The organism is Mycetohabitans sp. B3 (genome assembly GCF_021498065.1).
GTDB lineage: Bacteria > Pseudomonadota > Gammaproteobacteria > Burkholderiales > Burkholderiaceae > Mycetohabitans.
The window spans coordinates 295,270-308,646 of record NZ_JAHLKN010000039.1 but is presented as its reverse complement, the minus strand read 5'-3'; the positions used below and the strand labels follow the sequence as shown (position 1 = coordinate 308,646).

Sequence of the window (13,377 nt, the reverse complement as noted above, 5' to 3'; positions counted from 1 at the left end):
GTCGGTCTCCGGAAAACGTAAAAGAGGAGCGGGTTAGCAATCGGTGGTGATTGGGCCACGCTGACCCAGTGCCACTGGGCGCGGCGTGTTGCTCGGCTCAGATAGCGTGGCAGTCAGCTCAGCCAGTGCCTGGGCCGTGGCTGTATGAGCGTTGCGCTCGCGGGTGACATCGGCGTTAAGCTGCTCAAGCCGGGCATGCAAGGCCTCCATTTGTTCGGCTTGATTGCGGCCGTGCTCGGCAATGGTCTCGATTGCGCGAGTCAAATCGCCGAATCGGTTTTCGTCGCTTTGCCCCTTCTTTTTGATAAGCCCCAAAATGTCGGCAATCTTTGAAAAAACAGACTCATTGCGCTCCTGTGATAGGGCGGTCGACTCAAATTCCATGGCAGTTTCAATCGCTTCGGAAAACACGTTCTGTGGCGATTGCTTACGCGGCGCAAGCGGGTTCGCTTGCGCGCTGGCGGCGAACGTGAGCATCTCGGTACCCAGACTCGCTGGACTGTCGGTCACCGCCAGGCCCACTAGATACGCTTGCTTGGTGTCGGCAAACGACGGGTCCACCTCGCATGACGTATAAATCTTTTGCTTGGCGCGCGTAAGCTCGACCAGATTAGGCGTCGGTTCAATCTGCGCATACAGCCCCACCTTGCCGGCAAACTCGCCGGTCTCATCGCGCGCTTCAAGTGCGAGCACGTCACCATACGCGTTAAAGGGGCCATCGGGCAGCACGCCGCGGATGTGTTCGAGATTCACGCGTGCACCGTACAACGTGCGGCTGTAGTTCTTCGCCATCTGCGCAATCCACTCGCGCGAGATGGTGCGCCCATCGGTGGTCGCGCCTTCGACGGCGATGCGAAACCACTTCGACTTGCTGGTAGGGTGTTCCAAGGTTGGCATGGGAGGCGTAACGGACGGTAGGTAGCGTGGAGGAGATGGTCGCGGTTTGCGCATGTACATTCAACGATGCGCGTCGGTGTGCGCACCGGGCACGTAGCGCCGCCGCTGCGCGTGCGCGCGTGTCGCGGGTACGCTGTGCGCCATGTCGGACATTGCCTATCGCCCGCCTCCTGTTGATCCCCGCAAGCAAGCCCGTGCGCTGTACTGGCAGGGCTGGCGCGTGTCGTCCATCGCGCGTCATCTGAATCTCAAGCGCGCAACCGTTGAATCGTGGAAGCGGCGCGACGGCTGGGACAAGGCGTCGCCGATCGATACGGTCGAGCTCACGACTGAGAGGCGTGTCAACACGCTGATCGCTAAGGAGAAGAAGGATGGCGCCGATTACAAAGAAATTGACCTACTGATGCGCCAACTCGAACGCATTGCGCGCGTGCGCAAGTACGGCGAAAGTGGCCGGGAAGCGGATCTCAATCCTCATATCGCGGCACGTAATGCCGCGCCGAAGAAAAAGCCAACGCGTAACGATTTCAGTGACGCGCAACGCGAGAGCCTGGTTGACGCGTTTCGCGCGTCGCTGTTCGACTACCAAAAGATGTGGTGGCGCGCCGGGCAGCACCGCACGCGCAACATTCTGAAGTCACGGCAGATCGGCGCGACGTGGTATTTCGCACGCGAGGCGCTGGTCGATGCGCTCGACACGGGACGCAACCAGATTTTTTTGTCCGCCAGTCGCGCGCAGGCACATGTGTTCCGCCAGTACATCACGCAGTTCGCGCGCGAAGCAGCCGACGTCGATTTGACGGGCGATCCGATCGTGTTGCCGAACGAAGCGATACTGTATTTCCTCGGCACGAACGCGCGTACTGCCCAGAGCTATCACGGCAACTTCTATTTCGACGAGTACTTTTGGGTGCCGCGCTTTCGCGAGTTAAACAAGGTCGCCTCCGGCATGGCGATGCATCAGCACTGGCGCAAGACCTACTTTTCGACGCCATCGAGCATGAGCCATGAAGCGTATCCGTTTTGGAGTGGCGAGCACCGCAACCGCGGACGAGCAAAGGCCGAGCACCTCCACCTCGACATCTCACATCAAGCGCTGGCCGGTGGTCGGCTGTGCGAGGACCGGCAGTGGCGTCAGATCGTCACCGTCGAGGATGCGGCGGCGGCCGGCTGCACGCTCTTTGACTTGGCCGAGCTGCGTGATGAGTACAGCGCCGACGAGTATGCGAACTTGCTAATGTGCCAGTTCATCGACGACACCGCGTCAATTTTCCGGCTCGCCGACCTGCAGCGCTGCATGGTCGATTCCTGGCAGGAGTGGGCGGACGACTTCAAACCGCTCGCGGCGCGCCCGTTCGGTGATCGTCCGGTGTGGGTGGGCTACGACCCGGCGCTGTCGGGGGATTCGGCCGGGTGCGTTGTCGTGGCGCCGCCGCTCGTCGCCGACGGTCCGTTCCGCATACTGGAAAAGCACCAGTGGCGCGGCCTGGACTTCGAAGCGCAGGCGCGCAGCATCGAGCAGATTACGCAGCGTTACACCGTCACGTATATGGCGATCGATACGACTGGCATCGGGCAGGGCGTCTATCAGCTTGTGCGTCAGTTTTACCCGCGGGTGGTTGCGTTTAATTACTCGCCGGAAGTGAAGGGCCGGCTCGTGCTCAAAGGGCTGTCGGTGGTGGGCCATGCCCGGTTGCAGTTCGATGCGGGTTGGACCGACATGGCGCAGTCGTTTATGGCCATTCGCAAGACGCTGACCGCCAGCGGCCGTCAGGTGACGTATGAGGCCAGCCGTAGCGAGCAAACCGGTCACGCGGATCTCGCCTGGGCAGTGCTGCACGCGATATCGAACGAGCCGCTCGAAGGCATGGCGGCTCGTCATGCTGGATTTATGGAGATTTGTTCATGATGGGAAAAACTGAGCGGCAACGGCGCGCTCGCAACCTGTCGGCTCGACGCCGTCCTGGCCGGGCGAGCGCCTTCACGTTTGGCGATCCAGTGCCGGTGCTCAATCGCGCCGAGCTGCTCGACTATACGGAGTTGGCGACCGTCAATGGATGGTACGAGCCGCCGGTGAGCTGGTCGGGCTTAGCGAAGTCGTTCCGGGCTGGCACGCATCACGCATCAGCGCTGTACTTCAAGCGCAATGTGCTCGCGTCCACGTTCGTGCCGCACCGGCTGCTGTCGCGCGACACGTTCCGTCGCTGGGCGCTCGATTTTTTGATGTTCGGCAACGGGTATATCGAGCGGCAGACGAACCGGCTGGGCGGCACGCTCAAATTCGAAGCGGTGCCGGCCAAGTACGTGCGTCGCGCAACGGACCTGGAGCGGTATGCACAGACAGATGGATGGCGGCCCGTGCACGAATTTACGCCCGGCACAATCCACCATTTGGCCGAGCCGGACGTAAATCAGGAAGTGTATGGCTTGCCCGAGTACCTCGGCGCGCTACACGCGGCGTGGCTCAACGAGTCATCGACGCTCTTTCGTCGTCGCTACTACGAGAACGGCAGCCATGCCGGTTTCATCTTGTACGTGACCGATCCGGCACAGAATCAGGACGACATCGACGACATGCGCGCCGCGCTTAAAAGCGCGAAGGGGCCGGGCAATTTCCGTAACCTTTTTTACTACGCGCCCCATGGCAAGAAAGACGGGATCCAGCTGATTCCGGTGTCGGAAGTGGCTGCCAAAGACGAGTTCTTCAATATCAAGAACGTCACACGCGATGATCTGCTCGCTGCGCACCGCGTGCCGCCACAGTTGCTGGGGATCGTGCCGGGCAACACCGGCGGCTTTGGCGCAGCAGACACCGCCGCGAAGGTGTTCGGCCGCAATGAAATTGTGCCATTGCAGGCGCAGTTCCTCGCGTTCAACGAGTGGGCGGGTGACGAAATCGTGCAGTTTGTGCCGTATGCGATCGATATGCCTGCCGCGAATGGTGCCGCGCCAGCCATCGGCGCAGCATCGGCCTAACGCATCATCCCGTGGCTCTTCGCCCAGTCTCGCAAGGCCTCATTCATGCGGGTCTGCCAGCCTTCGCCCTGTGCCTTGTAGGCTTCGATCACGTCCAGGTCGATGCGCAGGTTTATCTGCTGCTTCTTTGATCCTGCTGGCCGGCCCCGACCACGTTTCATGAGTATGCCTGCGCGGTGTTCGTCCGCTTGCTCGAAGAACTCGTCACAGAGTTCTGGGATTTCCTCATAATCGGCTGGCTTGACGCCGCGCGCGTCAGCCTTTGCCAAGTCGCTGCTCAAAGCGCTTTTTCTCGCGTTCATTTGCCTTCCTCATCGAGTCTTCAAGATAGTGATCGATGGCTGCATGAAAATCTTGCCTCAGTTCAGCAACCGTCTCGCCGTGAAAACTGATCTTGTCGTCAACACCGAGCACGTGGCCGATGAAGATGTTGTCTCGCCCGTCAAAATCGACGCGAGCGAAATAGCCTTTGTAAGTCATTGCATTGGTCATGGTTTGATTCCCAATTCGATGAACCAGTCGCGCAAACTTTCCACCTGATACCGCTTTGCCTCTTTGCCCGGATGCGGACGCTGCAGGTAGCGGTGTGTCCCGTTCAACTCGAAGGCAATGCGCGAGCCGGCGCCTTCGTTGATGCTGCCCCCCAACGCGACAACCAGTGATTCAATGTCAGTGAACACGATACCGACTAGCGTTGGCTTCGTGAAGATCGCGGTCAGCGTGCGGGCGTTACGCGTGCGCGGCGGTACACACGCGCGCCCGAGTTGGCGCGGGCGCAGGCTCCACCGCATGCACGGGCGATGCAGTGATGGTCAAATGCAGTCCCAACGCGCGCACAACCTTCATGATCGTTGCGAACTCCGCGTTTCCGCCTTCCGACAGAGCGCGATAGAGCGCTTCCCGTTTCACACCGGACTCGCGCGCGAGCGCCGTCATCCCACGCGCCTTCGCGACGTTCCCGAGCGCGGCTTGAATCAGGCGCGGATCTCCATCTTCGAATGCTTGCGCCAGATAGTGACGAACCGTTTCTTCATCCTTCAGGTACTTCGAGCCGTCGAATTCAGTCAGTTCGCTGATTTTCATACTTAATCCTCCAGTTCGCCGGCGAGCTTTTTCGCCAGTTTGATGTCTTTTTTCTGCGTCGATTTGTCACCACCGCACAGCAGCACGACGATGATTTTGCCCCGCCGCACGAAGTAGGCGCGGTAGCCTAGACCAACGTCGATCTTCATCTCGCAGACGCCTTCGCCGACAGCACGCCAGTATCCAAGATTGTCGAGCTTTGTACGCTCGATGCGAACGTTAATCGCCGCGACTGCTTGCTCGCGCTTGTCTCCGTTCCGTGCGCTGAGGGACGCAAGCCGCGGCGCCTGCGGCGGCCGTCAGCAGTGCATGATCGTCGCACTGGTTTTCATGATATTCGGCACGGCGCGCTCGCGTGCCCGCGCGCTGTCTATGTGCCGTCGCCTTTTCATTGCCTTGCGCAGGGTCAGCCGGCCCGCGCGAGGCCGCTGCGGAGCCTGCTGCCGCGTCGCGGCGGCCATTTCAGAGGGATGAGGGGGGCGCACCTGCGAGCGCTGTAGCCGCCGTCGCGCAGTCCCCTCCTCGCCTGCCCGCTTCGCTTGTCACAGCACTTTTAATGCATTTGGGATGTGCCCGGAAGGCCCGCACCGCGTAGGTCTGAGGACATTTGAGCGTGCAACAAAATGATGCGGTTTGATGCGCGAATGGTGCACTTTCATGCGCATGATGCCCCTCGCGATGGCAAGGGGCGGCAAAGTTCACAGCATGTCGTCTAGATCACTCGATGCGCTTATCAGCTGACGGCGCAACGGGTCCAGTAATAGATAAACCGACTGTGCATGTACCTGTCCAGTATCGGTCTTGCTAAGCAACTCGCACAATGCATCGATCCCGTGACTGGCATTGGCGATGGTCTCGGATACCTCGCGTAGAGGGGGCAGTAGTCGGGTGAGCGGCATATCACACCTCCAACTGCAATTGCGCCATGGCTTGGCCAATTAGCGCCAACGCCTGGGGAATGCCGTGGATGTGGACAATCTGGGAAAGACCTGTCTCACCCCATTGAAAGGGTTGAAGAGAAGGGGGGCACGCGGCCATGTTAGCCTCCTACGAATCGTTGAATTTGCCTCTGTTCAAAGAGGCGGCCGGGCGCTTCAACACGGTCGTAGGGCCGCCCGCAGATTTCCCCTTTCAGGTCTTGTATAGCTGCGCGCCACCCGGCCATAAGCAAGTGTTGCCTACGTAACCAGGACAACACGGAACCTATGGACGCAAAAAAGCCGCTTGACTGACGGGAGCGATTTTCCGCCTACGAAAAGGTGTGTTGAGCACCTTAAATTAGCTTGCCATCGATTCGGAAGAGCGTCAACTTTTTGATTGTTGATCGCATCACGCAGACCGGCGTATTCGAGCCATTTGCCGATCGCGGCTTTCGTCTCGTAGGGAGTGCCGTTGATGTGGACAATCTGGGAAAGATTAATATCGCTCCATTGAAGAGACTGGAGGGAGAGGAGGACATGAGAGACCTCCTGTGAATTTGTTGAATTTGCCTCTGTTCAAAGAGGCGGCCGGGCGCTTCAACACGGTCACAGGGCCGCCCGCAGATTTCCCCTTGCGGGTCTTGTATAGCTGCGCGCCACCCGGCCATAAGCAAGCGACCATCGTAGCGATGGCAGCGCAAAACCTATGGGCGTAAAAAAATCCGCTTGACTGACAGGAGCGGCTTCCGCCTGTGATGGTGTGTTGAGCACCTCACGATAGGTTGCCATCGATTCGGAAGAGCGTCAACTTTATACGGTGGATATAGGGACTTCCTGTGAATTTATTCAATTTTGCCTCCTGTTCAGAGAGGCGGCCGGGCACTTGAACACGGTCACAGGGCCGCCCGCAGATTTCCCCTTGCGGGTCTTGTATAGCTGCGCGCTACCCGGCCATAAAAGAGTGTTGCCTACGTAACTAGGACAACACGGAGCCTATGGACGCAAAAGCCGCTTGACTGAGGGGAGCAGTTTTCCGCCTGTGAAGACCTATTTCATCCCATTGAAAGGGTTGAAGAGAAGGGGTGCACGCGGCCATATTAGCTTCCTACGAATCATTCAGTTTCGCCTCCTGTTCAGAGAGGCGGCCGGGCACTTGAACACGGTCGTAGGGCCGCCCGCAGATTTCCCCCTACGGGTCTTGTATAGCTGCGCGCCACCCGGCCATAAGCAAGTGTTGCCAGCGTAACTAGGACAACACGGAACCTATGGACGCAAAAAAGCCACTTGACTGACGGGAGCGGTTTTCCGCCTATGAAAAGGTGTGTTCAGCACCTTGAAATAGCTTGCCATCGCTTCGGAAGAGCGTCAACTTTTTGATATTTTGAGACCTTTCCTCGCCTGCGGGCTGTGCTTACGCGAGCACCATGCCGCACAGCTCGCCAGCCCTTGTGACATGGTTTCCAAACATTTTCCAGTGTGCGGGAATCGTGCGCTTTCATGCACGTCATTGCGTCACAATGCATCTATTCGGCGCTACGAAGACATACATAGCCTTGCACTAAGAGAAATATCCTTTGGTATTGTTTGCTTTATGGAGCCCTTGGCAGTACGCCGACGCACATCATCGAGCGCCGCGCCGAACCCTTGGGCTTTTTTGTGTTCCGAGGTCGTAAAAACAGAGGCGGGGGATGTGGGTAAAACCCTGAAGGCAGTGTTCGCTTGATATACGCGCGCGAACAACTACGCTGCGTGGCGCACGTTAGCTACCAGGGCATCGAGGAAAAAACTGCGCGGCGACCGGTTGAGAAGATGCCACGCGAGCACGTTGATGTCGGCTCGCTTCGGAGTCGTACTTTGGCGCCCCAATCGTCGAATCCCTTTTCTAGTGCAACTTGGAATGATGCGCCACACCAAAACGTGCCGACAAATCGGCAAGGCGCTTGTCCAGTGTCCATAGTTGCGCGCCTGGCGTGATCAACGTTGAAGCGAGCAATGCCATGTCAACTAGCCCGCAGCCAAGCCCATGCAGCTTTTCGTGTTCGATGAACGCCATCACTTCTGTCAAGCTCGCTTGATTGGCGGGCTGCAACAACCCGATATCGTTGAGTGTCTGGGCACGTGGAGCCGGGGGTGTCCCGCAGGCAAGCTCAATCAAGACCATAGGGTGAGTCAGTGCCAAGTCGGCTTCGATCAAGTCGATCAAAGCATTGTTGCGGCTCCTGAAGTGGCTCACCCATACCGAAGTATCGACGAGTACGCTCATCTTTCGCCTGGCTCCGTACGGCGACGTGGCACGTCTTGCATATCTGTCATCGTACCGCCCAGCGCAGCTAAACGCTTGGCTGCTTGTACCCTCACGAAAGTCTTGATGGCTTCACGAAAGATGTCCGATTTGTCCATGTTGGGATCGGCGATTTCCAGCGCCTTTTGGTAAAGAGCATCGTCAATGGTGACAGTGGTTCGCATGAAGACTTCTCCTCTAATTTTGATGCAATTTAGCATCAATTTTATCATCTTTTCAATCGCAGCGCTTCCTCCACCCTACGTCGCCCCTCGCGGGGGGCTTGACCGTACGCCGGTGACCGCGTCATTCAGCTTTCGGTGCGCCCGGTGTCGGCCCGCAGTTGGTCGAGTGGGTATTCCGACTCAACGTGACCGAGCATTCCGATTCATCGCGAGCATGGGTGCGCCGGGCTCATGACAACCGAGGCCACTTCTGGCTTTTGTTACAATGTCGGCGACAGGTAGGGCTAATCGGCTAAGCTAGCGTGTGCCAAAAATGAACCGAGCTGTGCCAGGATTGTGCCGAGTTATATAGTATTTCAGGCCGCTTTTCGCTTCTTGGAAGGCCGCGGAGCCTTGTCAGACAAGGGTGTGGTTCTTGCGGTACGTTTTGAAAATCCGCGTGTCGGTGGTTCGATTCCGCCCCAGGCCACCACCGATTGATTGACAAAAACCCAAGAGCCGAAAAGTTCTTGGGTTTTTGTTTATTGATCGCCTGTTCACGCAGGCGAGACCTGCATTGTCGGCGCATGCGGCGCTCCAGGTAACGCGGACAGGCGAGGAATCCTCCGAATCATGCAGCACGACAGGTATGCGGCGCGCGAGGCTGAGGTCACGCGCACCCGCATCGCATTTCATATCCACCATTTTGGACTTGGCGGGACCGAGACCGCACTGATGGGATGGTTGCATGCGCTGGATCGTGGCACGTTCGACGTCGACTTGATCGTCGGTTTTCCGACTGAGGAGTTCGAACAGCATTTCCGGGCGCAGCTGCCTGGCGACGTGCGCGTGCACTTTCTCGCCGACCGGCCGTGGCAGTATCGGCTCGAGATGCTGCGGCTGCAACGCCGGCTCAGCCGGATCGGCCGTATCGTGCAACAATTGGTGTTGCGACCGTGCTTGCGACAGGTGTTCGCGCGTCGGATCCGCGCCCTTGCGGCTCACTACGACTTGATCTGCGACTTCGATCTGTCGCTGCGCCAGCATGCGGGCGCCGGCGGCAAGCCATGGATTGGTATCAGCCACTTCAGCCTCGCGGCCCGGCTCGGCAATCGGCCGGCCAAGGTCAGGCGGCTCGCACGTCAATACGCGCGCTACGCAGCGGTCGCGGCACTCAACATGGACATGGCGCGCGAGGCGCGGCAGATGTTCGGTGCGCGATTGCGCGACGTCATTGAATTGCCGAACGTCATCGACCCTGCAGTGATCCGGGCACAGTCTGAAGCATCGGTCGAGTTGCCGACACGTCCGTATATCGTATCGGTTGCGCGACTCGACGGTGATCAAAAAGATCACGAAACGTTGTTGGACGCTTATGCATGCACGCTCGCGCGCGGGTGCATGGAGGGTACGAGGCTGGTGCTGGTGGGCGATGGCCCTTACCGTCCGGTACTGGAAGCGCAGGTTCGGCACCTCGGATTGACGGACCACGTGATATTCGCCGGATTCCAGCCGAACCCTTTCCCATTTATGCGACATGCACGAGCGATGGTGTTGAGCAGTCGATATGAAGGCTTGCCGATGGTGCTAATTGAGGCGATGGCGCTGGGCACGCCAGTGGTGGCGACAGACTGTCCGACCGGTCCGCGTGTGCTGCTTGCGGACGATGCGGGACTGCTAGTGCCAGTGGGCGATGCCGCCGCGATGGCCGGCGCGCTTGAGCAGGTGCTGACGCATCACGCATTGCGCGAGCGTCTTGTGGCACGAGGCTTGGCGCGCGTGGACGAATACGCCCCGCAGGCAGCGAACCGGCGTATGACGGCACTCGCCACGCGGCTGCGCGCGCAGGGCGCCGCGCCGCTGAGCGTGCCTGCGCCCAGCAGTTCCGCATGATAAAATCCATCGTTTTGCGCCGTCCTCCGGCAGGCCGATGACCGGTAAACACTCGCGCGCAGTGGCCCGCGCGGCGCCGGCCTATACTGCCTGCATCTGATCGAAGGAGTGCCACGGTGACTCGGACAGACGCCCAACGCGGCGCGCTCGTATTGTTTTCCGGTGGACAGGACTCGGCCACTTGTGTGGCATGGGCGCTTTCGCGCTACGATCGCGTCGAAACCATCGGCTTCGACTATGGGCAACGGCACCGCGTCGAGCTGGAATGCCGCGACGGGTTCCGCGATGCGTTGATCCGCGCGTTTCCTCAATGGAAGCTGACGCTCGGCGACGACCATCGCGTTGACCTGTCGGTGCTGGGGGCAATCAGCGACACGGCAATGACGCGCGAGATCCAGATCGAGACCCAGGCCAATGGGTTGCCGAACACATTTGTGCCAGGCCGCAACTTGATGTTCATGACGATCGCGGCAGCGGTTGCGTACCGGCGCGGGCTCGGTGTGCTGGTGGGCGGCATGTGCGAAACTGATTTTTCCGGATATCCAGATTGTCGCGATGACACGATGAAGGCGCTGCAAGTGGCGCTGAATCTGGGCATGGACCAGCGTTTCGTGCTCGAAACCCCACTGATGTGGCTGGACAAGGCGGACACTTGGCGGCTTGCGGAATCGATCGGCGGCGAAGCGCTGATCAAGCTGATCCGCGTTGAGACGCATACATGCTATGTCGGCGAGCGGGCTGAATTGCACGATTGGGGCTTCGGTTGCGGCGAGTGTCCGGCATGTAGGTTGCGCGCACGCGGCTACCACGCATTCCGGCATGGCGGGCGTGTTGATCCCGCGTCGCTTTGACGCTTCAGGGGCAGGCAGTGAAATGACGTACGCGGTCAAAGAAATCTTCTACACGTTGCAGGGAGAGGGCGCCAATGCCGGTCGACCGGCGGTGTTTTGCCGCTTTGCGGGTTGCAACCTGTGGTCGGGCCGCGAACAGGACCGCGCGGATGCGGTGTGCCGCTTTTGCGATACCGATTTTGTCGGCACCGACGGTGAGAACGGCGGCAAATATCGCGATGCCGATGCGCTGGTGGCGAAGATCGCATCGCTGTGGCCGCCTGGCGAGGTTGCGGCACAATACCGTTTTGTCGTTTGTACCGGCGGCGAGCCGATGTTGCAGCTCGATGCGGCGTTGATCGACGCGCTGCACCGTGAACGATTTGTCATCGCGATCGAGACCAACGGCACCCTGCCGGTGCTTCCCGGCATCGATTGGGTCTGCGTAAGCCCGAAGGCTGGTTCGTCCCTCGTGGTGACGCGCGGCAACGAACTGAAGGTTGTGATCCCGCAGGACAACCAGCAGTTGTCGGAATACGCGCGGCTGGATTTCGAGCACTTTCTCGTGCAACCGATGGATGGTCCATCGCGCGAACTGAACACGAAGCTGGCCGTGGATTGGTGCAAGCGGCATCCCCAATGGCGCCTGTCGATGCAGACGCATAAGTACTTGAATATTCCCTGAACCAGGCGCTGGACCACCGTGCTGACTATCACGCGCAAACTCGCATTCGACGCAGGCCACCGTATCCCGGATCACCGCAGCCAGTGCAGGAACCTGCACGGCCATCGGTATGTGCTGGAAATCACCTTGCAAGGCGAACTCGTCGATACGGAAGGCGCGCCGGATCGCGGCATGGTGATGGACTTTGCCGACGTGAAGCGGCTGGCGATGGAGCACTTGGTGAACGTGTGGGATCACGCGTTCATCGTCTATGAGCAGGATGTGATGGTCCGTTCTTTCCTCGATACGCTGCCCGAGCACAAGACGGTCGTGCTGGACCGGATCCCGACTGTCGAGAATTTGGCTGCTAAGGCGTTCGAGATCCTGGCCCACGTCTATGATGCGCATTACGGCATCAACCTGCGGCTGGCCAACGTACGCCTGTACGAGACGCCCAACTGCTGGGCCGATATCAGCCGCGACTGAACGCCGCCAGGGCCGGGCACCGACGCGCCGTCGTCAGCTTTGCATCAGGCGTTTTTGTCGCGCCACGCTCATGATCATCCCGGTCGCGATGCCCAATGTGATCAGCGCGGTGCCGCCGTAGCTCATGAATGGCAGCGGTACGCCTACTACGGGCAGAATACCGCTGACCATGCCGATATTAACGAATGCGTACATGAAGAAGGACAGCGCCAGCGCCCCGGCCAGCAATCGGCCGAACAGCGTGGCGCCGTTGGCCGCGATGTACAGGCCACGCGCGACGAGCAGCAGGTACAGGAACAGCAGCATGAGCCCGCCGGCTAGACCGAACTCTTCGGAGAACACGGCGAAAATGAAGTCCGTATGTTTTTCCGGAATGAACTCCAGGTGCGCCTGCGTTCCCTTGAGCCAGCCTTTGCCGAAGGCCCCGCCGGAGCCGATCGCGATGACCGCCTGAATCGTATGAAATCCTTTGCCAAGCGGGTCTGAACTCGGATCGAGCAGCGTGCAGACGCGGTGCTTCTGGTAGTCGTGCAGCAGAACCCATTGCACGTCCGGCTGACAAATCCGGTCCTCGGTTGCGATCAATGAGCCGACGCCGATCACCAGCGCCAGCAACAGCGGCACGATTAGCTTGAAACTCAAGCCCGCGAAGTAGATCACGAACAGTCCCGTGGACAGCACCAGGATCGCAGTACCCAAGTCGGGCTGTTTGGCGATCAGCCCGACCGGCACTGCCAGGATGATCAGGCCGATCAGGTAGTCGTACCACCGTATCACGCCCTCGCGTCGCTGGTAGTACCACGCGAGCATCAGCGGCATGGCGATTTTCAGGATTTCAGATGGCTGAATCACGACGCCGACATTGATCCAACGTTTGGCGCCTTTCTTAGTCAAGCCGAACAGCGCCACGGCGATGAGCAGTGCCACGCCGAACGAGTAGGCGGGCACGGCAAAACGCATCAGCGTCTGCGGCGGTACGTTCGCGATCGCCCACATCAGCACGAACGTGAGCAAGATATTGCGGACCTGGTCCTCGACGCGTCTGGGTACGTCCATGCTGGCGCTGTACAGCGTAAGCAGACCCACGCATAGCAACAAGAAGACGATCAACGCAAGTGGCTTGTCGAAGCCGGCGAACATCCGTTTTGCGCGTCCAATCAGCACGCGAGGCTCGATGGGCATG

At 59.5% G+C, this 13,377-nt stretch carries 16 protein-coding genes and 1 pseudogene; 6 read left to right on the top strand and 11 right to left on the bottom strand.

The features are described 5' to 3' along the window. Nucleotides 1-33 precede the first annotated feature (33 nt). Entirely contained in the window at nt 34-897 is an 864-nt protein-coding gene (locus KQH55_RS13780) for a GPO family capsid scaffolding protein (protein ID WP_235091388.1), read from the bottom strand. A gap of 142 nt (nt 898-1,039) precedes the next feature. Between KQH55_RS13780 and KQH55_RS13775 the strand changes: the two genes are divergently transcribed. Together KQH55_RS13775 and KQH55_RS13770 are read left to right on the top strand one after the other, a co-directional pair. Then, nucleotides 1,040-2,806: a terminase ATPase subunit family protein gene (locus KQH55_RS13775; protein ID WP_235091387.1), complete on the top strand. Its 1,767-nt coding sequence runs from the start codon at nt 1,040-1,042 to the stop codon at nt 2,804-2,806. Continuing rightward, complete coding sequence (locus KQH55_RS13770) at nt 2,806-3,873, top strand: phage portal protein (RefSeq protein WP_373566402.1); 1,068 nt, start codon at nt 2,806-2,808, stop codon at nt 3,871-3,873. Before KQH55_RS13775 ends, KQH55_RS13770 begins: the two co-directional genes overlap by 1 nt. Here the strand turns inward: KQH55_RS13770 and KQH55_RS13765 are convergent. From KQH55_RS13765 to KQH55_RS13725, 9 genes and pseudogenes are all read right to left on the bottom strand, one after another. Next, nucleotides 3,870-4,175, bottom strand: coding sequence for a BrnA antitoxin family protein (locus tag KQH55_RS13765; RefSeq protein ID WP_235091385.1), 306 nt, complete (start codon nt 4,173-4,175; stop codon nt 3,870-3,872). The two genes, KQH55_RS13770 and KQH55_RS13765, sit on opposite strands and share 4 nt — an antisense overlap. Continuing rightward, nucleotides 4,129-4,365 (bottom strand): hypothetical protein, encoded by a 237-nt coding sequence (locus tag KQH55_RS13760; RefSeq protein ID WP_235091384.1) that lies wholly within the window; start codon nt 4,363-4,365, stop codon nt 4,129-4,131. Before KQH55_RS13760 ends, KQH55_RS13765 begins: the two co-directional genes overlap by 47 nt. After that, nucleotides 4,362-4,553: a type II toxin-antitoxin system HicA family toxin gene (locus tag KQH55_RS13755; protein WP_235091383.1), complete on the bottom strand. Its 192-nt coding sequence runs from the start codon at nt 4,551-4,553 to the stop codon at nt 4,362-4,364. Before KQH55_RS13755 ends, KQH55_RS13760 begins: the two co-directional genes overlap by 4 nt. 49 nt (nt 4,554-4,602) lie before the next feature. Further along, complete coding sequence (locus KQH55_RS13750; RefSeq protein WP_235091382.1) at nt 4,603-4,956, bottom strand: addiction module antidote protein; 354 nt, start codon at nt 4,954-4,956, stop codon at nt 4,603-4,605. A gap of 2 nt (nt 4,957-4,958) precedes the next feature. Continuing rightward, nucleotides 4,959-5,192 (bottom strand): annotated as a pseudogene (locus KQH55_RS13745) (type II toxin-antitoxin system RelE/ParE family toxin); the annotation flags it as partial. Nucleotides 5,193-5,654: 462 nt separating this feature from the next. Continuing rightward, a complete protein-coding gene (locus KQH55_RS13740) occupies nt 5,655-5,855 on the bottom strand; it encodes a hypothetical protein (RefSeq protein ID WP_235091381.1) in 201 nt (66 codons plus the stop codon). 627 nt (nt 5,856-6,482) lie between these two features. Next, on the bottom strand, nt 6,483-6,665 hold the full coding sequence (locus tag KQH55_RS13735) for a hypothetical protein (RefSeq protein WP_235091380.1): 183 nt from the start codon (nt 6,663-6,665) through the stop codon (nt 6,483-6,485). Between the two features lie 1,093 nt (nt 6,666-7,758). Continuing rightward, the gene (locus tag KQH55_RS13730) at nt 7,759-8,139 is read right to left on the bottom strand and encodes a type II toxin-antitoxin system VapC family toxin (protein ID WP_235091379.1); all 381 of its coding nucleotides are present in this window, start codon (nt 8,137-8,139) and stop codon (nt 7,759-7,761) included. Next, entirely contained in the window at nt 8,136-8,342 is a 207-nt protein-coding gene (locus tag KQH55_RS13725; RefSeq protein ID WP_235091378.1) for a type II toxin-antitoxin system VapB family antitoxin, read from the bottom strand. The genes KQH55_RS13730 and KQH55_RS13725 overlap by 4 nt, the downstream gene beginning before the upstream one ends. Before the next feature lie 612 nt (nt 8,343-8,954). On the opposite strand from KQH55_RS13725, the gene KQH55_RS13720 reads away from it, so the two are divergent. The 4 genes from KQH55_RS13720 (at nt 8,955) to queD (ending at nt 12,194) form a co-directional block, all read left to right on the top strand. Then, nucleotides 8,955-10,214, top strand: a complete 1,260-nt coding sequence (locus KQH55_RS13720) for a glycosyltransferase (protein ID WP_235091377.1) — start codon at nt 8,955-8,957, stop codon at nt 10,212-10,214. Between the two features lie 116 nt (nt 10,215-10,330). Beyond that, on the top strand, nt 10,331-11,065 hold the full coding sequence (queC, locus tag KQH55_RS13715; RefSeq protein WP_235091376.1) for a 7-cyano-7-deazaguanine synthase QueC: 735 nt from the start codon (nt 10,331-10,333) through the stop codon (nt 11,063-11,065). A 22-nt stretch (nt 11,066-11,087) separates the two neighbouring features. Continuing rightward, nucleotides 11,088-11,729 (top strand): 7-carboxy-7-deazaguanine synthase, encoded by a 642-nt coding sequence (gene queE / locus KQH55_RS13710; protein ID WP_104076420.1) that lies wholly within the window; start codon nt 11,088-11,090, stop codon nt 11,727-11,729. 18 nt (nt 11,730-11,747) lie between these two features. Then, nucleotides 11,748-12,194, top strand: a complete 447-nt coding sequence (gene queD / locus KQH55_RS13705) for a 6-carboxytetrahydropterin synthase QueD (RefSeq protein WP_076785890.1) — start codon at nt 11,748-11,750, stop codon at nt 12,192-12,194. A gap of 33 nt (nt 12,195-12,227) precedes the next feature. Here queD and rodA read toward each other — a convergent pair whose 3' ends face one another. Next, a complete protein-coding gene (gene rodA / locus KQH55_RS13700; RefSeq protein WP_076796599.1) occupies nt 12,228-13,376 on the bottom strand; it encodes a rod shape-determining protein RodA in 1,149 nt (382 codons plus the stop codon). Nucleotide 13,377: the final 1 nt, after the last annotated feature.

What these genes read in the sequence shown, in the direction of transcription:
- KQH55_RS13720 (WP_235091377.1), top strand. Translation starts at nt 8,955, where the DNA reads ATGCAGCACGACAGGTATGCGGCGCGCGAGGCTGAGGTCACGCGCACC.
- KQH55_RS13780 (WP_235091388.1), bottom strand. Translation starts at nt 897, where the DNA reads ATGCCAACCTTGGAACACCCTACCAGCAAGTCGAAGTGGTTTCGCATC.
- rodA (WP_076796599.1), bottom strand. Translation starts at nt 13,376, where the DNA reads ATGCCCATCGAGCCTCGCGTGCTGATTGGACGCGCAAAACGGATGTTC.
- KQH55_RS13750 (WP_235091382.1), bottom strand. Translation starts at nt 4,956, where the DNA reads ATGAAAATCAGCGAACTGACTGAATTCGACGGCTCGAAGTACCTGAAG.
- KQH55_RS13775 (WP_235091387.1), top strand. Translation starts at nt 1,040, where the DNA reads ATGTCGGACATTGCCTATCGCCCGCCTCCTGTTGATCCCCGCAAGCAA.
- KQH55_RS13740 (WP_235091381.1), bottom strand. Translation starts at nt 5,855, where the DNA reads ATGCCGCTCACCCGACTACTGCCCCCTCTACGCGAGGTATCCGAGACC.
- KQH55_RS13730 (WP_235091379.1), bottom strand. Translation starts at nt 8,139, where the DNA reads ATGAGCGTACTCGTCGATACTTCGGTATGGGTGAGCCACTTCAGGAGC.
- KQH55_RS13725 (WP_235091378.1), bottom strand. Translation starts at nt 8,342, where the DNA reads ATGCGAACCACTGTCACCATTGACGATGCTCTTTACCAAAAGGCGCTG.
- KQH55_RS13765 (WP_235091385.1), bottom strand. Translation starts at nt 4,175, where the DNA reads ATGAACGCGAGAAAAAGCGCTTTGAGCAGCGACTTGGCAAAGGCTGAC.
- KQH55_RS13760 (WP_235091384.1), bottom strand. Translation starts at nt 4,365, where the DNA reads ATGACCAATGCAATGACTTACAAAGGCTATTTCGCTCGCGTCGATTTT.
- KQH55_RS13735 (WP_235091380.1), bottom strand. Translation starts at nt 6,665, where the DNA reads ATGGCAACCTATCGTGAGGTGCTCAACACACCATCACAGGCGGAAGCC.
- KQH55_RS13770 (WP_373566402.1), top strand. Translation starts at nt 2,806, where the DNA reads ATGGGAAAAACTGAGCGGCAACGGCGCGCTCGCAACCTGTCGGCTCGA.
- queE (WP_104076420.1), top strand. Translation starts at nt 11,088, where the DNA reads ATGACGTACGCGGTCAAAGAAATCTTCTACACGTTGCAGGGAGAGGGC.